We start from the raw sequence: 23,183 nt of genomic DNA, 5'->3' as shown, positions 1-23,183 counted from the left end.
TCTACGCGGGCTGACGGCCGGCCGTCTCTAAATCAAGGACGGTGCGCCGGCCTCCGCCAGAAAAAATCCACGCAGCGCCGCCGCCACGATGGCGGGCTCCTCCACCGGCAGCATGTGCCGCTGGCCCGGTACCACCTGCGCGCGGGCGTGGGGCAGGGCCTCGGCCAGCTCCAGCGTCATGCGCGGGGTCGAGCCGACGTCCAGTTCACCCGTCAGCACCAGGGCGGGGCAGGCGATCCCCGGCGCGGCCTGCGCCAATATCGGATCACCCTGCGCGAACACGCGGTATGCGGCCAGGAAGCTGGCGCGGTTGTTGTGCAACAGGCGCTGGCCGATGCTGGCCACGCGTTCTGGACGCGCGGCCTGGAACGCGGGCGTGAACCAGCGTTGCAGCGAGACTTGGGCGGCGGCTTGCGGGTCTTGGGTTGCCGCCGCGTCCAGCCGCGCGAGCACGGCGCGCGCTTCCTCGGGGCTGCGGCGGAACACTGTGCTCAGCAGGGCCAGCCGTTTGACGCGTTGCGGGCGGGCGGCGGCATAGGCGCCCGCGATCAGGCCGCCCATGGAGTAACCCAGCAGGTTGGCGCTTTGCCAGCCGGCGCGGTCCAGTTCCGCGTCCAGCTGCGCGATGAAATCCTGCACCGTTACGCTGGCGTCGATGGCGGGGGCGTGGCCATGGCCCAGCATGTCATAGCGCAGCACCTCGAAATCCGGCTCCAGCAGCGGCGCCAGGTCGTCCCACAGCGTGTGGTCCAAGCCGACGCCATGCAGCAGCACCAGCGGCTCGCCGCGTCCCGTACGCCGAGAATGCGGACTCATTTGGCTTGCGCCTCGCGTTCCAGTTCCTGCAGGTCCGAGTAGCGGTTGCCGATCCGGTGATGCGGACGTCCGGAGGTGGCCGCGCCCAGGGCGATCACGATCTCGTCAGGCGCGGGCGCGTCGTTGATGGTGGTCTGCACGGTCAGGTAGTGCGAGCGCAGGCCTTCGTCGAGCTTGTGCATCAGCGGCACGGTGATCACGCAGCCGGGGCCGCCGCGCATATTGGTGAAGCTCAGGTAGCTGGTGCCGCCGACCGCGCCGCGATAGGCGTTGCCGAAGCGCAAGGTGTGGATCAGCGCCGACGCGTGTTCCACTTCGCCGGCCGTACCCACCACCGCGGCCTTGCCATAGGCTTCGACCTGATCGGCGGAGCCGGCCTGGCGCAGGATTTCCGCGACCAGCAGTTCGCCCAGGGGCGGCGCGGCTTCCATAATCTTGGGCCGCAGGTCTTCCTGGAACGGCTGGCCGGCCCAGGGATTGCGGATCACGGCCGCGGCGATGACCATCATCAGCGGCCGCTCGGCTGCGCGGCCGCCTTCGATCAGGGTTTTTTCCACATAGCTGACTACCTTGCGCACTTGCAAAGACATAACCGCTGCTCCAGTACCTGTAGGAATGAAAGACGAGGCCATTGTTCGCGGCGGAGCAGAGTTTTGACAATCCAAATTAACTCAAGTTAATTTCGGAAAATCCGAATTTTCCAATGCCTTCGATCCATGTCCGCGCCCTTGAAGATCCAGCACCTGCGCCAGTTCCTGCTGGCGGCCGACCACGGCAGTTTTCGCCTGGCGGCAGAAGGCACGTTCCGTTCGCAGGCAGCGGTGTCGGCGGCCATGCAGGACCTGGAGCAGCAGCTGGGGGCGCCGCTGTTCGAACCCGGCAAGCGCGCCCAGCTCACGCCCCTGGGCCTTGCGGTGGCGCCGCTGTTCCGCGAATTGCTGGTCACCCACGACCGGGTGCTGGACGCGGCGCGCCAGTTTGGCCTGGGCAGCCAGGGGCCGGTGTCGCTGGCGGTGATGCCGTCGCTGGCCGATGAATGGCTGCCGCGCCTGCTGGAGCGCTATGCGCGCAGCCACCCCGCGATCCGCATCCGCGCCATCGACGAGTCCTCGCAGGATGTGCACCGGCTGGTGCTGAGCGGTGAAGTACAGGTAGGCGTGGCGGGACAGGTGCCGCGCACCGCGGAGGTGGCCTTCGCGCCCGTGGCGCGCGACGCCTTCGGCCTGGTGTGCCGCAAGAGCCATCCGCTGGCGCGGCGGCGCGGCCCCGTGCCCTGGGCGGCGCTGGCGGGCGAGCGCCTGATAGGCAACGCCACCTTCGACACGCTGAAGAACCGGCAACTGGGCGGGGCCATCGAAGACCCGTTCATGGTGGTGTCGAACCGCGCTTCGCTCCTGGCCAGCGTGGTCAGCGGCCTGGGCGTGACCGTGCTGCCGGTGCTGGCGCGGCCGGCCGCCGCGAGCGGGCTGGCCTTCGTGCCGCTGGCCGAGCCCACGGTGGAACGCATCGTGGGCGTGCTGACCCGCAAGGAAGAGACGCTGCTGCCGTCGGTGGCGGCCATGCACGCGCTGGCCTTGCGTTCATTGGCCCAGTTCACGCGCCGCAAGGGCGCGATCCTGGTGTAGCGGGCGCCTCAGACGCCGCAGGCGTAGATCATGAACTGGCGGAAAGCCTCGGCGGGCTTGGCCAGCCGCGCTTGCGGATCCCAGAGCAAGCCGGCCTCCATGGGCGGGACGGCATCGGTGATGGGCACCGCCTCGATCTTGCGGCCTTCCAGCGACCAGGGACGGTAGACCATGTCCGACAGCATGGTGACGCCGAAGCCGTGCGCAACCAGCCCGCGCAGCGCCTCCATCGAGCGCGTGCGGAACGCGATGTCCGGTTGCAGGCCGTGGGCGCGCCAATAAGCGAGGGCAGAGCGTTCGCCTTCATCCATTTCCAGCAGGATGTAGGGATGGCCGGCAATGTCGGCCAGCGACGGCGCCGAGGCCTGCGCCAGCGGATGGCCGGACGCGGTCCATAGCTGCCGCCGCGAGCGCACCAGCACCTGATGTCCGAAGCGCTCGCGCCGCTCCACATTGGATAGCAGCGCCACGCCCAGCTCGACCTCGCCGCTGGCCACGGCGGCTTCGATCTCGGGGCGGTCCAGGTCGACCAGATCCAGCTCTACGTCGGGATAGCGCCGCCGGAAGCGCGCCAGCAGGTCGGGCAGGAAGTAGCCCAGCACCGTGTAGGACGCCGCGATCCGCACCGCGCCGCGCAATGCGTAGCGCTGGAAGCCGGGTTCACGCAAGGCGTCGTCCAGGGAGTCGAGCACTTCGCGCGCGCGCTGATGGAAGTTATGCCCTTCGGGCGTCAGCGTGACGCCGTGGGGATGGCGGTCGAACAGCCGCACGCCCAGCTGCGCCTCCAGCGCCAGGACGGCGTTGGTGACGGCGGACTGCGAGACATGCTCGTCGGCGGCGGCCATGGAAAACCGGCCGGTCCGCGCGGCCGCGGCAAAGTACCGCAGCTGGCGCAGGGTGACGTCATTAGCCATGTGTTTATCGAATACCTGATACCTGAATATATGAATATACGATAACCAGCCTGCTTCCTACACTGCGGCAAAACACCAAAAACCGCAACGCAGGAGACAAGCGTGAACGCCCCACAACCCGCAGGCGCGGCCGATACCCATGGCCTGACGCTGGACGACAAGTACACCCGCACCCAAGGGCGCATCTACCTGAGCGGCACCCAGGCCCTGGTGCGGCTGCCGTTGTTGCAGAAGCAGCGCGACCAGCAGGCCGGCCTGAACACGGGCGGCTATATCTCGGGCTATCGCGGCTCGCCGCTGGGCGGCCTGGACCAGGCGTTGTGGAAGGCCAAGCGCCACCTGCAGGCCAACGACGTGGTGTTCCAGCCCGGCGTGAACGAGGACCTGGCCGCCACGGCAGTGTGGGGCTCGCAGCAGCTGAACCTGTTCCCGGGCGCGGCGCGCGATGGCGTGTTCGGCATGTGGTACGGCAAGGGACCAGGCGTGGACCGGTCGGTGGACGTGCTCAAGCACGCCAACTCCGCCGGCAGCTCGAAGCATGGTGGCGTGTTGATGCTGGCGGGCGACGACCATGCCGCCAAGTCCTCGTCGGTGGCACACCAGTCCGAGCACGTGCTGATCGCCAGCGGCATACCGGTGCTGTATCCGTCCAATGTGCAGGAATACCTGGATTACGGCCTGCACGGCTGGGCGATGAGTCGCTACACCGGGCTGTGGGTGGCCATGAAATGCGTGACCGACGTGGTGGAGTCCAGCGCCTCGGTGGAAGTGGATCCCGACCGCGTGCAGATCGTGCTGCCAGACAACGCCCTGCCCGAAGGCGGCCTGAACATCCGCTGGCCCGACACGCCGCTGGCGCAGGAGGCGCGGCTGCTGGACCACAAGTGGTATGCGGCGCTGGCCTATGTGCGTGCCAACAAGCTGAACCGCGTGGTGCTGGATTCGCCGCAGGCGCACTTCGGCATCATGACCGCCGGCAAGGCTTATCTGGACGTGCGCCAGGCGCTCAACGACCTGGGCCTGGACGAGGCCGCCTGTCGCGAAGCCGGCATCCGCGTGCTGAAGGTGGGCTGCATCTGGCCGCTGGACGCGCAGGACGCGCGCGAGTTCGCCACCGGCTTGAAAGAGATCCTGGTGGTGGAGGAAAAGCGCCAGATCCTGGAATACGCGCTGAAGGAAGAGCTTTACAACTGGCGCGACGACGTGCGGCCCCGCGTCTACGGCAAGTTCGACGAGCGCGACAACGGCGGCGGCGAGTGGTCCACGCCGCGCGGCGGCTGGCTGCTGCCGGCGCGCCACGAACTGTCGCCGGCACTGATCGCCCGCGCCATCGCCGCGCGCCTGGAAAAGGCCGACCTGTCGGACGCGCTGCGGGCGCGCATTGCGGCGCGGCTGGCAGTCATCGATGCCAAGGAGCGCGAAGCCGCCCGGCCCACCCTGGTAGAAGAGCGCAAGCCCTGGTTCTGTTCGGGCTGTCCGCACAATACCTCTACTCGGGTGCCCGAAGGCTCGCGCGCCGTGGCCGGCATCGGCTGCCACTACATGGCGATGTGGATGGACCGCAATACCGACACCTTCAGCCAGATGGGCGGCGAGGGCGTTGCCTGGCTGGGCCAGAAGGATTTCACGTCCGAGCGCCACATTTTCGCCAACCTGGGCGACGGCACCTATTTTCATTCGGGGCTGCTGGCGATACGCGCCGCGGTGGCCGCGCGCGCCAGCATCACCTACAAGATCCTCTACAACGACGCGGTCGCCATGACAGGCGGCCAGCCGGTGGACGGCGTTCTGACCGTGCCGCAGATCGCCGCACAGATGCAGGCCGAAGGCGTGGTCAAGACCGTGGTGGTGACTGACGAACCGGAGAAGTACGTGGGCGCCGCCGCGTTGCCGCAGGCGGTGGCGGTGTATCACCGCAAGGCGCTCGACGAGGTGCAGCGCGCGCTGCGCGACATCGAAGGCACGACGGTGCTGATCTACGACCAGACCTGCGCCACCGAGAAGCGCCGCCGCCGCAAGCGAGGCGACTATCCCGATCCACCGCGCCGCGCCTTCATCAACGAGGCGGTCTGCGAAGGCTGCGGCGACTGTTCGGTGCAATCCAACTGCCTGTCCGTGGAGCCTCTGGACACGCCGCTGGGTACCAAGCGCCGCATCAACCAATCGTCCTGCAACAAGGATTTCTCCTGCGTGGAGGGTTTCTGCCCCAGCTTCGTCACGGCGGAAGGCGCGATCCTGCGCAAGCCGGGCGCGGGGAAAACATCCCCGACACTGCCCGAACCACCGCAGCCCGCCCTGGCGGAAATCCCCCCGCTAGGGGCCTATCGCGTGGTGATCGCGGGCGTGGGCGGCACCGGCGTCGTGACCATAGGCGCGCTGCTGGGCGCGGCCGCGCATCTCGAAGGCAAGGGCGTGACGGTGCTGGACATGGCCGGGCTGGCGCAGAAGGGCGGCGCCGTGCTCAGCCACGTGCAGCTGGCCCATCGGCCCGCGGACTTGCACGCCACGCGCGTGGCGCTGGGCGAGGCCGATCTGGTCATCGGCTGCGACGCGCTGGTGTCGGCGTCGCCGGAAGTACTGTCGCGCTTGCGGCCGGACCATGGCCGCGCCGTGGTGAACAGCAGCGCCGCGCCTACCGCCGCCTTCCTGTCGCAGCCCAGCTGGCGCTTTCCCGGCGCGCAGGCCGAGGCCGCGCTGGCGCGCAGCACGGGCGGCAATTGCGATTTCATCGAGGCCGGTCCGCTGGCCGAGGCCCTGCTCGGCGACACCATCTACGCCAATCCTCTGCTACTGGGCTATGCCTGGCAGCAGGGCGGGCTGCCGCTGTCACTGGACAGCCTGCGGCGCGCGATCGAACTGAACGGCGTCTCGGTCGAGAAAAACCTGGCGGCCTTCGAACTCGGCCGGCAGGCCGCGCACCGCGGCGCCGATGTGCTCAAGCCGGCGCCGCGGGCGCAGGTGGTCGCGCTGCCGGAGTCCCTGGACGGCCAGATCCAGCGGCTGGCGCAACACGTGCGCGCCTACCAGGACGAGGCCTACGCCGCGCGCTTCCTGGCAGCGGTGGCGGCGGTGCGCGCGCGCGAGGCCTTGCTGGCGGACCCGCAACGCTTCGAGGTGACACAGACTGTCGCGCGCCATCTCGCCAAGCTCATGACCTACAAGGACGAATACGAGGTCGCGCGCCTATACGTGGACCCGGCCTTCAAGGCGCGGCTGCGCGAGCAATTCGAAGGCGAACCTGGCCGCGACTATCGCCTGCGTTATCACCTGGCGCCGCCAGCGCTCGCGCGACGCGACGCGCGCGGGCGGCTGCAGAAGCGCATATATGGTCCATGGATGGCGCTGGCGTTCCGCGCGCTTGCGCCGATGAAGCGGCTGCGCGGCACCTGGCTGGACATATTCGGCCAGACCGCCGAACGCCGCATGGAACGCCAACTGGCCGCCGACTACCTGGCGCTGGCCGAGGAGTTCTCACGCACGCTCGACGCGACCAATCGCGCCACGGCGCTGGAACTGGCCGCGCTGCCGGACACGATCCGCGGCTATGGCCACGTCAAGGAGCAGAACGTCGAACGGGTGCGCGCGCAGCAAGCCGGGCTGTGGAAACGCTACCGGGGGCGGGCGCGGGAAACGCTGGCGGCCTGAGGCGCGCGCTGCGTCAAGCCGCGTTCTCCAGCAGTACGCAATTACGCCCGTTCAGCTTCGCCTTGTACAGCAGTTCGTCGGCGCGGCGGGACAGGTTCTCCAGCGCCGCCGTGTCGCCGCTGCGGGCGTGGGCGACGCCGAAGCTGGCGGTCATGCTGAAGCGGGCCGCGCCGCCGGCGCTGATCTGCGTGCGCGCAATGTTCAGGCGCATGCGTTCGGCCACGTCCCGGACGGGTTCGGGACGGCGGCTGCGGCACAGCGCCGCGAACTCTTCGCCGCCCACGCGCGCAACCACGTCGGATTGCCGGAAGGTGCTGCGGCATAGGTCCGCCACGGTCTTGAGCGCTTCGTCGCCCGTGGCGTGGCCGTGCGTGTCGTTGATGGATTTGAAGTGGTCGAGGTCGAACAGGATGAAGGTCAGGCCGTCGCCATCGTCGTGGCGCATGTCGTCCAGCGCGGCTTCCAGGCGCTTTTCGAAAGCGCGGCGGTTCAGCAGGCCGGTGAGGAAATCCGTTTCGGCCATGATGGCGAGGTCTTGGATCAGGCGGTCGCGTTCCAGCTCCAGCTTGCGCACGGCGGCAGCATTGTCGTTGAGCACATCCAGGGCCTTGAACATGCTGTTCACTTCGCCTCGGTACTGACCCGCGGGGATGGCCGGCACTTCGCCGCCTTTGGCGATGGCGCCGATGATGTTGGTGGCGCGGACGAAGGGCCGGATGACGCGTTTGCGGAACATGGCCAGCCCGAGTATCAGGGCGGCGGTGAGCATCGCCGCGGCCGCCAGGGTGGTCAGCAGGACGCGGATCGCGGCCTGGCGGTTTTCGCCGATGCGTCGTTCAACGTCGTTGAGCATGAGATCGCGGAACCGGACGATGGACTTCATCTGCGGCACGTAGTTCGCGCCCAGTTCGTACATCGAAACGAGCGAATCTTCCGGGGCCCGCTCGGCAATGGCGCGCACGCTGTCGAGGTAGTTCATGCCCTCGCCGAAGTACTGCTGCTGCAGTTCGCGGTAGGCGAGCGATGAGGCATGGCGCGGCATGCTGGCGATGTTGGCCTCGATCAGCGCGCGCAGTTCGTCGATGCGGCCGATCACGCGCTCGATCCTCAACTGGTCGCTGGCGGTGAGCGTGCGGCGTTTGCTCAGGGCCGGCGCAAAGGTGGATCCCACCAGCCCTGCCTGCTCGCGCAGTTCGCCCGCCAGCAGCGCCAAGGACAGCAGGTCGAAGTCCTCGCCCTGGTTTCTGGCAACCAGGCCGATGCCGTCGGACATGGCGGCACGCAGTTCGGGCACCAGCGCGACCATGTCTCCGACCACCGTCCACAGGTTGTAGCCGGAGACGTTGGCGCGGGGCGCGGCAATCGCCGCGTCGGCGCTGGCGCGGGCGTTCAGCAGGGATTCGCGGATGCGCTGGATGTTGGTGAATTCGCGGGCGCCGTTGGGATTGAGCGGCGCGCGGTAGAGGGCAAGCAGGTCGGCGATCTGTGCGTTGGTGCGCTGGCGCGCCTGGTCCAGCGCCTGCAGGATGTGTTCGGGGACCGGCAGATCGGAACCCAGCGCCGAGTTCATGGGGCCGCGTTCGGCGGAGACCGCCTCCATCGTCATGAGGGTCGTGCGGACCACGATGAAGCCTCGCATGGCATCGTCAGTGGCGGCCAGCGACCGCCAGTTCTGCTGCACCACGATCACGGTCAGCATGGAGACCGGCAGCGCTACGCCTGCAGCCAGTGTCAGGAAATACCTTTCAAGGGATTTGAGAGCAAAGACATTGCGGAACATGCGTAAACATCGGCTCGGAACAATGACTGGTGGCCGGAGGTTACTTGAAATGGGCCATGGGCAGCATGGTTTTCCCGCCACAGTCCGACGGGCCGAAGTTTGTATCGTATTAAGTCGCAAAGTCTCATTTTTGAGCGCATTACATCACTCTGTTGCGAGTGCTTTCATCGTCTGCGCCGCCTTGGGCGGCGGGCGGGTCACGGTGGCGCGACCGGCAGTTTTTCGAGTGCGTCCTTGAAGTCCGGATACTCCTTCAGGAAGTCCAGGCTGAGCCCGAACCGCTTCAGCAGCCGTTCGTCCACGGTCAGGTTGAGCACGGTCGCGCCATCCCACAACCTGGGGCGCTTTTTCACATGGATCAGCACTTTGTCGGTGAACTCGCGATAGGAGTCGTGCGGCTGGCATTGTTCATAGTCGGTGGCGATGCGTTGCGCCAGCCCGGCTTCCAGGCCGGCCTGGCGGGCCTTCTCTTGCAGCCATGAGGCTGGCAGCGTTTGCAGGCTGCCGTCCCGGTAGCCGCCGCCGACGTCGGAATGGGCGCCGATGAACCAGCGTTGTTCGACCGGCCTCTCGGGCGGCCGGGGCTCGGAATTGGCCAGGCGCGTCCACAGGGTTGGCGAGTACGGTTCGCGGAACTCGTTGGTGGCGATGGCGTGATAGGCGTGATGGACGTGGTTGCTCAGTTCGGTGTCATGGAAGTTGTAGAACTTCGAAAAACCGGGGAAGGGGATGCCGCCCACCGGTATGCCCAGGCTGCCGACCGTGTCCCAGACGCCGACGAAATGCACGTCCGTCTCGCGCGAGAAGTTCACGCGGAACGACGAGGCCTCCAGCGACGTGGGGATGCAGTCGTCGCGATAAAGCGCATAGGCTTCGGCCACGTTGTTGTCGGAAGGATCGTTCAGCAGGCCGCATTTGCGCACCATGCCGGCCAGGCTGCGGGCGGAATAGGCGCCGCGGCTGAATCCGAAGAGGAAGATGCGGTCGCGCGCTTCATGGCGCTGGCAAAGCCAGCGGTAGCCCGCGCGGATGTTGGCCGACAGCCCCGCGCCAAAGGCGCCGCCGGCGAACTTGTCGATGGCGGCCCACAGGCCTTGGCCTTGCGTGCCCACGCCTTCGATATAGAACGTTTCCTGCGTGGAGGTCTCGGGCGCCGCTTTGTAGAGTTCGTAGACGTTGGTGCGGTCGTTGGGTTCGTTCCAGGTCCCATCGAAGAATACGGCTAGATTCTTCACCATGATCGTTCTCCACAGATTGAGTCCTGCGATGAATCTGCTTGCTGCATGGCCCGCGTCCTGCGCGACGTAAGCTAGCACGCGGCGCGGAGCGATCCAGGCGGGTGGTTTCCCTGCTGATCGGATGTACACCGTACTTTTGACTAGCTAATCGGTAGCCATCCAAGACGGCTGCTGGCGTTGCCGGCTGGCGCACGCACAGCAGGACGTCCGCACTACATCAAAAGTCGCCATCCGTGCCTTGCACGCCCGCGCCGGGGCGTCCGTTGGCGGTGGCTTCATGCTTGGGGTATGTTGCGCACTGGGCGGCCGCGGGCCGCGCATGATCAGAGAAAAGGTACATGGGACGTTTAGCCATACTTGGCGCCCTGCACGAAGAAATCGCCGATCTGCTCGCGGCGATGGATCCGGGCGCCACGATCCACCATGTCGCCATGCGCGACTTCCACGTCGGCACCTTGTGGGGCACGCCTTGCGTGATTGCGTTGAGCCGGATCGGCAAGGTGGCTGCGGCCGCGACCGCGTCCATCGTGATTCAGGAGTTCCATGCCACGCGGGTGATCTTCACGGGACTGGCGGGTGGCCTGCACCAGGACGTGGCGGTGGGCGATGTGGTCGTGGCCAGCGCGCTGATGCAGCACGACATGGATGCGCGTCCTCTGTTCGGTCAGCACGAGATTCCCTTGCTGGGCCGCGTACGCTTCGACGCGGACGCGGTCCTGAGCGCGCGGCTGCTGGAAAGCGCAGGACAATTCGCGCGCGGCCAAGCGGATTTGCCTGCGGGACAGGCCGCGCAGCCGCCGCGGGTGCACCATGGACTCATCGCCACCGGCGACGTTTTCGTCAACAGCAATGACTATGCGCACCAGCTGCGCCAGCGCCTGCCCGATGCGCTCTGCCTGGAAATGGAGGGCGGGGCGATGGCGCAGGTCTGCTACGAATTCGGCGTGCCCTTCGCGGTGTTGCGCGTGATCTCGGATCAGGCCGACCACGCCGCGAAGGCGGACTTCACCGATTTCCTGGTGAATCTGGCGCGGGTCTATACCGCTGGCATCCTGGCGCCCCTGCTGAAGTCGGGGGCGTTGCGCGAAGCCTGAAGCGGGCGGTTTTCAGCGGCCGGTGTCGGGATAGTTGGGGCCGGCGTCGTGGAATCCGCCTTCGCTGTAGGGATTGACGGCGCCCGGATAGGGCGGGCCGCCATTGCCCGGCGCGCAGCCGGCCAGGACCAGGGCCGTAGCCATGAGGGTAAGCAGGCGGATCAGGGCGGATTTCATGATGGTCTCCTGCGCGAGCCCGCTATTGCGAGCGTGCGGTGCGCGGCTTGTCTACCGGGCCTATTTTACGCTTCGGCGGCAGCGCTGCGCTGCTCGCCGTGCCGGGTCTTGCGCTTGGTCTGCGGCGCGGAGCAACGCTGCTGGTAGACCGCTACCGCGCTGGAATTCGCCGCCTGGAAGTAGGGGTGCGGCTGGCCGGCCTCGCGCAGCGCGTCGTGCATGCGCTGGCCCCAGACGCATTGTGTCTGGGCCTGGTCCCAGAGCCGCGCGGCCAGTTCGGGCTGGCCGTGGCGCCACAGCGCCAGGCCGTAGTCGGCCACGATTTCCTCATTGCGCGGAATCTCGCGGTAGGACCGCTTCATGAGCGCCAGCCCGCCATCGACGTCGCCCCGCAGGGTCAGGATCCAGCCCAGGGTTCCCTGGTTGTACGGCCCGGGTCCGAGGGTCTCGATCGATTTGCGCGCCTGGGTTTCGGCTTCGGCCAGATGCTCGGGAAAATCCGCCAGGTAGTAGGCGATGCTGTTGGCCCAGTCGGGCTCATCCGCCTGGGGCTTCTGCGCTTGCCGGCGCTGCAGTTCCAGGGCGTCCTCCAATGCCAACTGGGGCAGGCCCAGCAAACGCTCAAGTTTATAGCGTTCGTGAAGCTCATCGTGATCCACAGGCGTGGACGAGACAGACAAGGACTCGGCGCGGGCGCGGTCCAGCCACTGCCGCGCCAGATCGGCCCGGCCGGCCATCAGCAGCAGATTGGCCATGTCCAGCTGTTGCCGCGGCTGCGCGCCGCATTCCGTGGCGTCCACCAATTGCAGCGCGCCCGTGGCATCGTTCTGGCTGAACCTGCGGTTGATGGCGTCCAATGCGTCAAAGCACTGCCGGTTCTCAGCCACGCTGGCGTCGACCGATATCGACAAGCTGGCGGCTGGACGGTCGTGGCTGAAGTACGCCGTATTGCCCTGGGTAGTGCTGTAGCCCAGGTCCGCCCACTGTTCACCCCAGCGCACTTGCATGGTGGTGAGGTAGGGCCAGCCTCCAAGCGGGTCTTTTTCCCCGCTGGTTTGCAGCTGGAAGACGGTGCCCCAGGCGCCGTCGCCGATGCGCCGGATCAGCGTGTAGTCCTTCACAGGATGCGCATCGCGGGTCCAGATCCAGGCGCTGCGGCCCAGCGCGTCGGTGACGCCATGCACGATGCCGTCCTGGCTGGGTGTGCCCTCGATGGACTGGCCTTTTTCGGTCAGGAACAGACGGTAGGGCGTATTGGGGGCGATCGCGTTGCCGCGGCTGTTGTCCAGCCTCAGGATCAGATAGCGCCCATGGCCGCCCTTGCCGTACTGGGGCATGCCCTCGGGCGGTGCAGAGGGCGTGCTGTGGGTCGCGGATTTCCTGGGGGACGCGCTGCCAGCGGCTTGTGCGGGAAAGACGGTCTGCGCCAACGCGAGCGCGCCTGACAACAGCAAGGGGTACAGCCTGGAGGGCGGAAGCGTCATGGGTGCTGCTGGTGGTCTGATCGATGGGGTCTGTGAGACAGGCGGCCATTCTCTCAGAGAACGGCGGATGCCGCGCAAGCGAGTTGGTTGGCCGGATGTGGCGGGCGCACTCCTGTGGCATGCTTGCGTCCGCGCCCGCCGCTACACGCGGCGCATTCCTGCCCCATCATGCCGAAACTGCTACTGCGTGTCTGTGACTTCCTGCTGCTGTCCGCCGCCGCGGCGCTCTTTGGCGCTTGCCTGACGTCGGTGCTGAAGACCGACGCCTACGGTTGGATGATTCCGGAAGCGCCCTTTCTGTACGGGCCGTTCGAGTTCTACGTCGATTCCGCCTTGGCGGGCTTGGCCGGCGTGCTGGCGCTGGTGCTGGCCGAGCGCATGGCGCGGGTGCGCGCCTCGGCCGCATGGCGGGGCGCGGCGACGCTGGCCGCCGCGCTGGTCGCGCTATATCTGGCGCCGCCGGCGCCGCAGGTGTTCGGCAATACCTGGGCGCCGGGCGAGGCCACCATGGAATTGTTCGTGGCGCAGCTGCACATGGTGCTGCCCATCGCGTTCACGGTGCTGGCGCTGCGTCTGGGACTGCGGCGCGCGTTCGTGCGGCCTGCGGTCTAGCCCTGCTCCAGCCGATAGAACTGCTGGCTGGCGATCAGCGTCGCGCCGCAGGAGGTCTTCATGCCTTCCAGTGCGGTGCGCCGGTCGGAACTGACGGCGGCCGCGCCCTCGACGATGGTGTGGCTGCCGCCGCACTTGGGGCAGGTGACGCGGTCGCCCAGCCGGGCCATGGGCTGGCCGAAGATCATGACTGTTTCGTCGCCCGTGACGACCACGCCGCCATGCGAGGTGCGATCGCCCTTGCGTATTACCGATAGCTGCGCCATGGCTGCCTGTTGCCCTGTCAGTTTGGTTATGTGTGCTTACAGATAGGTGCCGTCCGGAGCCTGCCGCGGCGTGCCGATGACGAACGTGCCGTCGGGCGCCATGCGGACCGGACCGTCGCCGCCCAGGTAGCGGCCGTCGGGCGCGCGCTGCGGTTTGCCGGCGACGTAAGTGCCGTCCGGCGCGCGGGTGATGGGGCCGCCGTCGCCGACGTAGCTGCCGTCCGGGCAGCGGCGCGGCTTGCCGTTGATGAAGCGGCCGTCGGGCATCATGTGGAATGACTTGTTCATCGCGGTTCCTTGTCCTGGGGAACCCGCATGATATCCACGGTCCGTGATGCGTTTTGTAATAGGACGTGTCATCTTCAAACGCAACGCCGTTACAGATATGGGAGGATCGGTCCTCTTCGCGTAGCCCGCCTCAGGGGCCGGCGGCCGCGATCCTGCCATCCGACAAGACCAACATGAGCGATATCGACACACTGCTGCAGCCCATTGCGGGCGATGCGCCTTGCGGCGCCGACCTGGTGTTTTCCGCCGAGTTCGACGCCATACGCGAAGCCCGCCGCCACGATGATCCGAACCTGGACCAGGGCGATTGGGTCATAGCCATCAAAGAGGCCGATTGGCCGGAAGTCATCCGCATCTGCACCACGGTGCTGCGCGAACAGAGCAAGGACGTGCGCGTGGCCGCCTGGCTGGCCGAAGCCTGGGCCAAGACGCGCGGCTTTGCCGGCCTGCGCGATGGCTATCTGCTGGTGGACGGCCTGTGCCGCCACTACTGGGACGGCCTGCATCCCGTGCCGGACGAGGGCGACGTGCAGCAGCGCGTGGGCAATCTGGCCTGGCTGCTGGCGCGCTCGCAACAGCTGATCCGCGAACTGCCGCTGACGCAGTCCGAAGGCGGACGCTATGGCGCGGCCTTGTGGGACAGCGCCTCGCAACTGGCCAATGCGGTCAAGCGCGCGCCGCAGAATGCCGCCGAGATCACCCGGGGCAAGCTCACTCTGGATCAGTTCGATGCCGCGCGCCGCGACACGCCGCCGGCCTTTTACTCCGAACTGGAAGGCAATCTGCAAAGCTGCTTCGCGGCGGTGGACACGTTGGAGCAGACCCTGGCGGAGCGCCTGGGCGACGAAGGCCCGGCTTTTTCGCCGGTGCGCGACGCGCTGCGCGACGTGACCGAACTGACCCGCCGCTTCGCCCGCGACGCCGGGCTGCTGGTGCGCGCGGATACCGCGGCGCCGGCCGCTGCCCCCGCCGCGCCCGCAACCGCCCGGATGGAGCCGACCTTGTCCACAGCCGATCCCGTACCCGCCGCGCCCGCGTCCGCGCCTGCGCGCGGCCCGCTGCAAACGCGCGACCAGGCGCTGGCGCAGCTGCGCGAAGTGGCGGAGTTCTTCCGCCGCACCGAGCCTCACAGCCCCGTGGCCTATCTGGCCGACAAGGCCGCCAGCTGGGGCGAGATGTCACTGCACCTGTGGCTGCGCACGGTCCTCAAGAACGGCGACGCGCTGTCCGGACTGGAAGAGCTGCTGGGCGTGCCCAAGCCGCCGGACCACAACGGCTGAGCGTAGTCATTGCTTGCATGAGCCGGCCCCTGCGGGCCGGCCTGGCGCCAGACTGCTAGCGGCTGGCGCGGAACTCGATGCGGCGGTTCTTGGCGCGGCCTTCCGCGGTGGCGTTGGTGGCGAGCGGCTGGTCAGGTCCGGCTCCCAGCGTCTCGAAGCGCGCGGGCGGCAGCCCCTTGTCCACCAGATAGGTCTTGACCGCATCGGCGCGTGCCTGGCTCAACGCCAGGTTGGTGCTGCGGCTGCCGGAGCTGTCGGTATGGCCGATGATCTGCACCTTGTCGCTGTGCAGCTTGGGCACCACGTCCGCCACCTTGTCCAGCAGTTCGCGGCCGCGCGTGGTGAGCGTGGCGCTGCCGGTCTCGAATTCCACCACGCGATTGGTCAGGACCTGGTCCAGCAGCCCCTGTTCGTCCTTGCTGGCCGACACGCGCAAGCCGTTGACGATCTTGTAGGTGGGGTTGAGCGAGGTCGCGAAGGCGCTGGCGATCTGCTGGCGCGAGGCTTCATTCTGCACTTCGCCGCGCAGGCGGATCTGGGTGCCGTCGATTTCCAGCTGGCCGCGGTTGATCTGCTTGAGCGGCTGGCCGATGAGCTTGCCGATATGCTCGGACCAGTTGGGCGGCGCGACCACGCCGCCCACGTCGATCTGGTCGATGACGTTGCCCACGCCGTACACCTGCTGCAGCCGCGCCAGCACGTCGGCCTTGGTGGCTTCGTCCGGTACGGCGCCGCTGGCCACGACCTGGCCGGGCTGGGGAATGACGTTGGCGGGCACCACCGTGGCCGCATCCTGGGCCGCGGCCGTGCAGGCATACAGCGCCGCCATGAGCAAAAATGAGAGGCGCATGGTCAGGCTCCGGTAAAGACTTCAAGAAAGGTGTCCAGCGCCAGGCGCAAGGACAGGCGCGGCTGGTCCAGGTAGCTGGACAGCTTGGCCAGGCCGTGGCTGGCCGAGATGTGGTTGCGGACCCAGGGCGCGTCCTCCAGCACGATGTGCTGTTCGGCATAGGCCTGCGGCGTGGACAGCAGGCTGGCCAGCGTCTGCGGCGAGGCGCCGCGGAAATCCACGGCCAGCCGGTGCTTGCCGGCGATGCGGCCGATGAAGATCGTGATCTCGAAGTCGGCGCGCGACAGGAAGGGCGAGATCAGCGTCATCCAGTAGGCGGCCACCAGATTGATGTAGAGCGGATCGTCCGGCAGCGGCAGCGACAGGCCCTTGTCCAGCTGCGAGGAGCCGCTGGACATCACCGGCCCCAGCAGGATGCCCAGCGCCAGGATGATGTCATGCACGCGCGCGGCGTGGCCGTTGCCGCGCAGCATCGCTTCCAGCCGTTCCACGGTCTGCAGGTCGACGAAGGCGTCGAAGCCGTCGTCGGCCGCGGTGCGGATCTCGCCTTCCAATTCGTTGAGAGTCTGTAGCGCGGAGGCGGGATCGCCGTCCTGCATCAGCAGTGCGGCGGTGCCGCTCATACGGTTCCACATGCGGCTGAAGGCGATGGGGCTGCGGGCGATAAAGGCCAGCGGCTTCTGCACTTCCACCGAGGTGGCGGACAGGAAGGGATAGCGGCGGCCCGACAGGTCCTGGCTGGGTTGCAGGTGGCCCGCGATGGCCAGCTTGCCGCGCGATCCCAGAATGGCGAACGGCATGGGCTCGGCCTCGTCGTACAGCGCCTTCCAGTGCGGTTCCTGCGCCAGCATCTCCATGGTGCTGGCGACCCAGGCGTCCAGCGTGGCCATCAGCTGCGGATGCGAGGTGTTCTTCACGAAATCGCCGCGGCTGGGAATCTTGCCGAAGTAGGCCGTGCGGAACAAGGGGGACTGCGGGTTGCTCATTGCGGCGCTCCGGGTTGCGTCTGGGCGGAGGATTCGGGAGAGGCGCCGACCACGGACGAGGGCAGGCGCAGGTTGCGCAGGCCCTGGCTGCCGCCGGGCTCGCTGCCGCCGGCGCCGGGCGCCTGGGCGTTGCTGATGATGCGCAGCTTCACCGGCACCGTCACGTTGGATTTACCCCAGCTCATGTTGAAGCTGCCGTCGGCGTTGGCGGTGCGCTGGGCGGTGGCGATCAGGCGCTCCAGGCCGAAGCGGCCGGGCTCGTTGACGATCTCGACCACGCTGCCATCGAAGGTGGTGGCGGTGATGCGCGCGCCGGGGGCGCCCTGGGCGTTGGGCCACACGAAATTGACCCATTGCGGCGGGGTGTTGCGGTAGCGCAGCTGCTGTCCGTCGATCTCGATGGTGTATTCGGTCACGCCGGCGGCGGGCTTGGGCTGGATCTGGAACAGCGTCTGCGGCTGGCTGGCTGCGCCGCTGCCGGCCGCGCCGCCGGAGAGCGGAGCCACCCACTGTGCGAAGTTGGCGGTGAAGGTGGGCTGCAGGCTCACGCCCATGTCGCCCCAGGTGCGCGCCGTCAGGATGTCGCCGCGGCGCACGGTCAGCGGGCCCAGCGTGTCGTTGACGTACTTGGCGATGCTGCCCTGTGGACCGAACACCTGGCCGATTTCATCGCTGCTGGCCTCGACGCTGGCGCGGCTGGCGAAGGGATATTTCTCCGCCAGCGTCTGGTTGAACGGGCGATAGATCTGTGCGTTCCAGACCTTGTTCAGCTCGGATTCCGCCGGCTGCATGGTCACGGCATAGGCCTGGATCAGCGGACGCACCAGCAGCGGACGCAGCGTCTCGCGCTGCGTCGCCGACATGCCGGCCAGCATCTGTTCGTCCACCAGCTTCAGCGCGTCGGCCAGCTCCGAGTCCTTGCCTTCCAGCGTCTGGCGCATCAGCGTCAGCGCGCCGGGGCCGGGATCGCCCTGGTTGTTCAGCAGGTTGAAGCGGGTGCGGATCTTCGATAGCGCGCCCATGTAGTTGCCCAGCAGCGACTGGTTGTCGCGCGTGACCACCAGGCGCGCCACGTCGGAGAACTCGCGTCCCACGGGGCCCATCGGAATCGCTTCGCCGTTGGCGGCGGTGGCGGGCGCGGCGGACGGCGGCGTCTGGCGCAGGATGACGCGCTTGAACCAGCCCACGACGCCGCTCTGCGCCTGCTGCAGCCCGGCGTTGATCAGCGAGGGGTTGTCCCAGGAGGTCTGTTCATAGGTGGTGTTGATGAGTTTGGCGATGGGCGAGGTCTGAGGATCGCCCAGGCGGTTCATCGCGCCCACTGATTGCTCGAAGCTGGTGAAGGGCTTGATCGTCACGCCGCGCAGGAATTTCTGCCACTCCTCGGCGTACTCGGTCTTGTACATCGTCGCCAGGCTTTTCTGGATCTGCTCGGGGCTGCCTTCCAGCGTCAGGTCGTCGCGGGCGTTCACGCCCAGCACCCAGTCGCTGGTCTGCACTTCCTTCTTGGCGGCCTCGCCGATGGCGGGCTGGATGTACTGCTCCCAGGCTTCGCGGGTGAACGTGCCGGGGATGGCATAGCTGCCGGCGACCACGCCCGCGTCGTTCTCGCCGACGATGCGCGCCACCGTCATGGCCTGGAAGCGGGTGGCGGCGCGCGCCTTAAGGGTGGCATAGGCGCGTTCGCGCGCCGGCATGCCCTGCATCACGGCGCGCAGGCTGCCGCGGGTCTTCTCGACCAATGCCAGATTGGTGTCGATCTGCGGCCAGCCTTCGTCCTGCGCCCGGCCGACATAGAACGAGATCAGGCGCTCGGCGCTGCGGATCAACTGGTCGCGCGGCATGGCGCCGCGGTTGGTCTCCAGCCAGCCGCGCCAGAAGCGGGTTATCTGGTCGGACAGGTGGGTGGGGTCCACATGCTGATGATTCGCCATCATCAGGTAGGTCTTGAGCGCGTTGTAGGCGTCGTCGGCGTTGGTGGGCGAGGCGTCCTGGAACAGGGTGTCACCGCCCGCCGCGTGGGCGGCGCGGGCCTGCTGCGGCGCAGGCTGGGGCGCGCCGCCACTGGCTGCGGTAGCGGACGTGTCGACCTTGGCCAGGAAGTCCTCCAGGCTGGTCTTCACCGGCGCCAGCATGAACTGGCGCGCGCCGTTGTAGTACTCGGCCAGCAGGCGCTCCTTCAGCACGTCGCCCTGATACAGGCCCAGCCCCAGCGACCAAGGCCGGCTGGAGGAATAGCGGTCCAGCTGCTCGATGCGATCCTGCAGGATCTCCATCGCTTCCAGCCGGCTTTGCAGGTCGGTGCGCTCGCTTTGCAGGCGCACCACCTTGTCGAGATCGGCCTGCACGTTCTGCGCCAGTTGCCGGTTGCCCAGGTAGGACCAGCTCCAACCGCCCAGCACCAGCCCCAGCGCCAGCACCAGGCCGAAGAAGGCCAGGTAGCGCATGCGCGTCTTGGCGGGACTGGCGTGCTGGCGCACCAGCTTCTTGTCGGCGAAGATCACGCTGGAGAACAGGTCGCGCAGGAAGAAGCCGTTGTTGGAGGTCACGCTGCGCGTCTGTGCGCGCTGCGCGGGACGCAGCTCGAAGCGTTCGGCCAGCCGCTCGGTGGAAGTGCTTTGCGTGACACCTTCCTGCAGCGCGCTGGTGAAGTAGAAGCCGCGGAACACCGGCTTGTATTGGAATGGATTGGTCTCGAACAGCGTCGACAGGAAGGTCCGCAGCGCCGGCTTGATGCCGGCGAATTCCAGCGGAAACGTCAGCAGGCCCGGCGGCAGGTCGCGGCTGTTGCGCAGCGAGATCTGCGCCGTGCCCATTTCCTTCAGGCCCTCGTACAGCTCGTCGAAACGGCTGTCGAACAGCGCCAGCACGTCGCGGTTTTCCTCGGCGCCATAGGGCAGGGTCGCGCCCCACACGCGGTCGCGCTCGCTTTGGTCGCTGTCGGAGAAGAACTCGCTGAAGCCCGAGATCAGGTCGGCCTTGGTGAAGATGATGTAGACCGGCGCGAACACTTCCAGGCGGTCGGTCAGTTCCTGCACGCGCTGGCGCAGGTTCTTGGCCAGGTTGATCGCGAACTCGGGTCCCGCGCCCGTCAGCTCGTCGATGCTGGCGGCCACGATGATGCCGTTGATGGGGGCCTTGGGACGGTGCCGCTTGAGCAGGTCGAGGAAGCCCATCCATTCGTTGCGGTCTTCTTCGTGCACCGAGTAGCGGCCGGCGGTGTCCAGCAGAATGCCTTCGGTGGTGAAGAACCAGTCGCAGTTGCGCGTGCCGCCCACGCCGCGCACCGCCGCGCCGTTCTTGTCCGCGAAGGGAAACTGTAGGCCGGAATTGATCACGGCGCTGCTCTTGCCCGCGGCTGGGTTGCCGATGACGATGTACCAGGGCAGTTCGTACAGGGCTTCGTTGCCAGAGGTCTGGCCGATCTTCGAGGTCTTGATGGTGCGCACCGCCTGCGTCAGCCGCGTGCGCAGCGCTTCCACGTCGTTGCGGTTGGCGGCCGCGCCGGTCTGCACCTGCTGTTCCAGCATGTCGCCCAGGTTCTTGTTGGCCTTGCGGGTGCGCCGCCGGCGCCACAGATAGGCGCACAGCCACAGCAGCACGCATACGCCCAGGGCGATGCCGGCCCAGGCCAGGCCGATCTCTACCGTGTCGGCGAACAGGAACAGGAATACCACCAGGGCCAGCAGTCCCAGCGCCATGAAGGTGCGCGGATTGGCCAGCGCGCGCGAAGACCAATGGCGGCCTTCGCTGATGGCGCGGGAGGTGCCGGATAGAAGATCGGAGGGGCTGCGCATGGTTTGAGCTATGTTCTTGTGGGTCAGGCGGGGAGGGGTTCGGAGGGCGACACCAGCACCAGCGTCCGCAGCGCCGGGTCCTGGGTCATGAGGGCGAGCACGGGCGCGCCGGCCTGGGCGCAGGCGGCGCCCGCGATGGCTACGGTCAGCAGATGCGCGGCCGCGCCGGTGTGGCCGCAGCCGGAGCCGACTGCCAGGCAGTCCTGGTTCGGATCCAGCGCCGGAAACAGCGCGGAGGCCAGGCCAGCGGTCTCCAGCGGGCGGCTGCCGCGGTGGTCGGCATCGCTGATCAGCGATGCCACGCCGTCGGCGGGCTGACCATGCTCCGCGAGGAACTGCGTGGCCAATTCGGTCAGGCGGGGTTCATGCAGCGCGCCGCGCGCGTCGGCGGCGACCGCGCGCTGTGCCTGCGCCGACAGGATCAGGGATAGCGCGAAGTCGCTAGGCGCGGGCTCGCCGCCGGGCGCCTGGGCGGCCAAGTCCAGCAACAGGCCGGCCGCGGCTTCGCCGGGGACTTGGCCCTGCGGATTGGTGTTGGACATGAGCCGGCCGGCGGCGTCCCAGCGCTCAACGCGCGTGGCATCGATGTAGGAGTCGGCGACAGCGACCAGGCGCAGCGCGGCGCTGCGCGTGGTCAGCGGTTCCTGCGCTAGCTGGCGCAGCAGGCCGTCGCAGGCGAGTGCGTCTGGCGCGGCGTGCAGGCGCTGGACGATGCGGCTGGCCGGCCAGGCCGCGGCCGCGCGCGCCTGGTCCGCGGCATGGTCGCGCACGGCGTCGGGCCATTCGGCCGGCAGCAGCAATTCCAGCTGCAGCAGCGGCCAGGCTTCGTCGCGTTGCGGCTCGCCCTGATTCAGCACGATGCCGCGCGCCTCCTGCGACAGCGTCTCCACTACCTCCGCCAGCAGGGCGGTTGCGCGCAGGCGCTCTTCTTCGAGCGCGACGGCCGGGGCGCCGGCTTCGCGCGCTGCCGCGCGCAGCGCATCGGTATCGAGTTGCGGCGCGCGCGCGCTGAAGACCGGAAAGCCCTGCGTGTTCTTGAAAGAGGGATCCAGGTCCGGACGCTGCTGCGCAGCCAGCGCCGCGTGGATCGCGGCGGGCTCGCTGCCCGTCGCAGCACTGGCCGCGCTGGCCAGCACGCGCAGGCGCGCGGCCTCGGGTACGGGCTCGGCAGCCTGCGCGGCGCCGTCCTGCGCGGGTTGCGCCGGCGCGGCTCGCGCCTCGCGGCGCGCACGCATGATGCGTGCTCCGCCCCAGGCCGCGCCAATCAGCGCCAGCGGCAGCGCGAACAGATAGAGGCCGATGTCCACGCCCGTGGGCAGCGTGCGCGATTCCTGCCACCAGATGATGACGGCGAGCCAGACCACGCCGAAGACTAGGGCCAGCAGCAGCCCGGTTTTGAGTATGCGGGTCATCGATGCGTTCTGACGTTTGCGGAGTTGATCATTGCGCGGCTCCGCCGTTGCGCCGCATGACGCCGGGTCGGCGCAGCTCGGTATGGCCGAAGTCCATCATCTTCCAGCGGCCGCCCCAGGTCAGGCCGACGCGCTCGGCGGTTTCGCCAAACAGTTCGTAGCCGCGCATGGCCCAGGGGTCCTTTTCGGACACGACCACCTTGCCGTCGCGCAGGAAGGCGCTGTCCGCGGCCAAGCCGAACTGGTGATAGCTCTGATAAGCGCCGGCATTGGTCACGTGCGAGCCCATCTTCGCGAGTTCAGCCTGGCGGTCCGGGCTGCGATAGCCTTCGATCAGCACCATCTCGTAGCCGTGCTCTTCGCGCATCACGCGGTACGCGGCCAGCAGGCGCTGGCGGTAATCGGCGTCCAGCAGGTTCCAGTCGCGGCTGGCGCCGCCCAGGTTGGGACGCACCAGTTCCACTTCGCGCGTAGTGAAGACTTCAGGCGGCAGAGGGGGCGGCGGGACCAGTCTTTCGCCGGTCAACAACGCCTGTATGCGAGGGTCCGGACCAGCGGTCCGATCGTCGTAAACAAATGTGTGATTGTGTCGCATGACGAAAGCGAAAAGTGACGGAAGCAGCACGACCAGCAGGCCCGCGGCGATGTGCCAGCGGTAGGCCGAAAACGCGCCGCCAGCCTTTCCGACGCCCGTGCGCAGCGCCTGCGCCGAGCCGCCCACGGCCCCGCCGGCGTGACCAGCGCCGCGCGTCACACCCTGGCGTATCCCCTGCGCGAGCGCGCGCGCTCCCCGTGCTGCGGCCTCCCGCAGAGAGGGGAAGACGAACAACGCGGAGACGCCGATGGCGAGTAGAAAGTAGAGAGGCAGCAGGAGCAGCAAGGAGGTCCCTCAGTTACGAAGGCGTAATCTTTTGTTCTA

At 67.8% G+C, this 23,183-nt stretch carries 19 protein-coding genes; 5 read left to right on the top strand and 14 right to left on the bottom strand.

Going from position 1 to position 23,183, the window contains the following annotated elements; genetic code table 11:
* Positions 1–27 precede the first annotated feature (27 nt).
* Both AXYL_RS28355 and AXYL_RS28350 read right to left on the bottom strand, forming a co-directional pair.
* Positions 28–816 (bottom strand): alpha/beta fold hydrolase, encoded by a 789-nt coding sequence (locus AXYL_RS28355; RefSeq protein WP_013396325.1) that lies wholly within the window; start codon positions 814–816, stop codon positions 28–30.
* Entirely contained in the window at positions 813–1,406 is a 594-nt protein-coding gene (locus AXYL_RS28350) for an amino acid synthesis family protein (RefSeq protein ID WP_013396324.1), read from the bottom strand. Before AXYL_RS28350 ends, AXYL_RS28355 begins: the two co-directional genes overlap by 4 nt.
* Before the next feature lie 126 nt (positions 1,407–1,532).
* Between AXYL_RS28350 and AXYL_RS28345 the strand changes: the two genes are divergently transcribed.
* Positions 1,533–2,441 (top strand): LysR family transcriptional regulator, encoded by a 909-nt coding sequence (locus AXYL_RS28345; protein ID WP_013396323.1) that lies wholly within the window; start codon positions 1,533–1,535, stop codon positions 2,439–2,441.
* 8 nt (positions 2,442–2,449) lie between these two features.
* On the opposite strand, the gene AXYL_RS28340 is transcribed toward AXYL_RS28345, so the two are convergent.
* On the bottom strand, positions 2,450–3,355 hold the full coding sequence (locus AXYL_RS28340; RefSeq protein ID WP_013396322.1) for a LysR substrate-binding domain-containing protein: 906 nt from the start codon (positions 3,353–3,355) through the stop codon (positions 2,450–2,452).
* 102 nt (positions 3,356–3,457) lie between these two features.
* On the opposite strand from AXYL_RS28340, the gene AXYL_RS28335 reads away from it, so the two are divergent.
* Positions 3,458–7,000 carry an indolepyruvate ferredoxin oxidoreductase family protein gene (locus AXYL_RS28335; protein ID WP_013396321.1) on the top strand — a complete coding sequence of 1,181 codons (3,543 nt, stop codon included), beginning with the start codon at positions 3,458–3,460 and terminating at the stop codon, positions 6,998–7,000.
* A 13-nt stretch (positions 7,001–7,013) separates the two neighbouring features.
* Here the strand turns inward: AXYL_RS28335 and AXYL_RS28330 are convergent, their stop codons facing one another.
* Both AXYL_RS28330 and AXYL_RS28325 read right to left on the bottom strand, forming a co-directional pair.
* Positions 7,014–8,780, bottom strand: coding sequence for a sensor domain-containing diguanylate cyclase (locus AXYL_RS28330; RefSeq protein WP_013396320.1), 1,767 nt, complete (start codon positions 8,778–8,780; stop codon positions 7,014–7,016).
* A gap of 197 nt (positions 8,781–8,977) precedes the next feature.
* The gene (locus AXYL_RS28325) at positions 8,978–10,018 is read right to left on the bottom strand and encodes a DUF2235 domain-containing protein (RefSeq protein WP_013396319.1); all 1,041 of its coding nucleotides are present in this window, start codon (positions 10,016–10,018) and stop codon (positions 8,978–8,980) included.
* 338 nt (positions 10,019–10,356) lie between these two features.
* Between AXYL_RS28325 and AXYL_RS28320 the strand changes: the two genes are divergently transcribed.
* Positions 10,357–11,112: a 5'-methylthioadenosine/adenosylhomocysteine nucleosidase gene (locus AXYL_RS28320; protein WP_013396318.1), complete on the top strand. Its 756-nt coding sequence runs from the start codon at positions 10,357–10,359 to the stop codon at positions 11,110–11,112.
* Between the two features lie 12 nt (positions 11,113–11,124).
* Here AXYL_RS28320 and AXYL_RS35220 read toward each other — a convergent pair whose 3' ends face one another.
* Positions 11,125–11,289, bottom strand: coding sequence for a hypothetical protein (locus tag AXYL_RS35220; protein WP_013396317.1), 165 nt, complete (start codon positions 11,287–11,289; stop codon positions 11,125–11,127).
* Between the two features lie 65 nt (positions 11,290–11,354).
* Positions 11,355–12,773, bottom strand: coding sequence for a tetratricopeptide repeat protein (locus tag AXYL_RS28315; RefSeq protein WP_049797869.1), 1,419 nt, complete (start codon positions 12,771–12,773; stop codon positions 11,355–11,357).
* A gap of 168 nt (positions 12,774–12,941) precedes the next feature.
* Between AXYL_RS28315 and AXYL_RS28310 the strand changes: the two genes are divergently transcribed.
* Positions 12,942–13,385 carry a hypothetical protein gene (locus AXYL_RS28310; protein ID WP_013396315.1) on the top strand — a complete coding sequence of 148 codons (444 nt, stop codon included), beginning with the start codon at positions 12,942–12,944 and terminating at the stop codon, positions 13,383–13,385.
* On the opposite strand, the gene AXYL_RS28305 is transcribed toward AXYL_RS28310, so the two are convergent.
* Entirely contained in the window at positions 13,382–13,651 is a 270-nt protein-coding gene (locus tag AXYL_RS28305) for a PAAR domain-containing protein (RefSeq protein ID WP_013396314.1), read from the bottom strand. The genes AXYL_RS28310 and AXYL_RS28305 overlap by 4 nt on opposite strands.
* Positions 13,652–13,687: 36 nt before the next feature.
* On the bottom strand, positions 13,688–13,939 hold the full coding sequence (locus AXYL_RS28300; protein WP_013396313.1) for a hypothetical protein: 252 nt from the start codon (positions 13,937–13,939) through the stop codon (positions 13,688–13,690).
* 173 nt (positions 13,940–14,112) lie between these two features.
* Between AXYL_RS28300 and tssA the strand changes: the two genes are divergently transcribed.
* On the top strand, positions 14,113–15,219 hold the full coding sequence (gene tssA / locus AXYL_RS28295; RefSeq protein WP_013396312.1) for a type VI secretion system protein TssA: 1,107 nt from the start codon (positions 14,113–14,115) through the stop codon (positions 15,217–15,219).
* A 55-nt stretch (positions 15,220–15,274) separates the two neighbouring features.
* Here the strand turns inward: tssA and AXYL_RS28290 are convergent, their stop codons facing one another.
* From AXYL_RS28290 to AXYL_RS28270, 5 genes are all read right to left on the bottom strand, one after another.
* The gene (locus AXYL_RS28290) at positions 15,275–16,069 is read right to left on the bottom strand and encodes an OmpA family protein (protein ID WP_013396311.1); all 795 of its coding nucleotides are present in this window, start codon (positions 16,067–16,069) and stop codon (positions 15,275–15,277) included.
* A 2-nt stretch (positions 16,070–16,071) separates the two neighbouring features.
* Positions 16,072–17,055 (bottom strand): type VI secretion system-associated protein TagF, encoded by a 984-nt coding sequence (gene tagF, locus AXYL_RS28285; RefSeq protein ID WP_013396310.1) that lies wholly within the window; start codon positions 17,053–17,055, stop codon positions 16,072–16,074.
* Positions 17,052–20,756 (bottom strand): type VI secretion system membrane subunit TssM, encoded by a 3,705-nt coding sequence (gene tssM / locus AXYL_RS28280; RefSeq protein WP_041656560.1) that lies wholly within the window; start codon positions 20,754–20,756, stop codon positions 17,052–17,054. Before tssM ends, tagF begins: the two co-directional genes overlap by 4 nt.
* A gap of 119 nt (positions 20,757–20,875) precedes the next feature.
* Positions 20,876–22,264 (bottom strand): hypothetical protein, encoded by a 1,389-nt coding sequence (locus tag AXYL_RS28275; protein ID WP_013396308.1) that lies wholly within the window; start codon positions 22,262–22,264, stop codon positions 20,876–20,878.
* A gap of 28 nt (positions 22,265–22,292) precedes the next feature.
* Positions 22,293–23,144: a M15 family metallopeptidase gene (locus tag AXYL_RS28270; RefSeq protein WP_013396307.1), complete on the bottom strand. Its 852-nt coding sequence runs from the start codon at positions 23,142–23,144 to the stop codon at positions 22,293–22,295.
* Positions 23,145–23,183: the final 39 nt, after the last annotated feature.

Origin of the sequence: Achromobacter xylosoxidans A8 (genome assembly GCF_000165835.1) — a bacterium.
GTDB classification, from domain to species: Bacteria; Pseudomonadota; Gammaproteobacteria; order Burkholderiales; family Burkholderiaceae_B; genus Achromobacter; species Achromobacter xylosoxidans_B.
The sequence above is the reverse complement of the archived record's forward strand: the minus strand, read 5'-3'. Positions and strand labels throughout refer to the sequence as shown.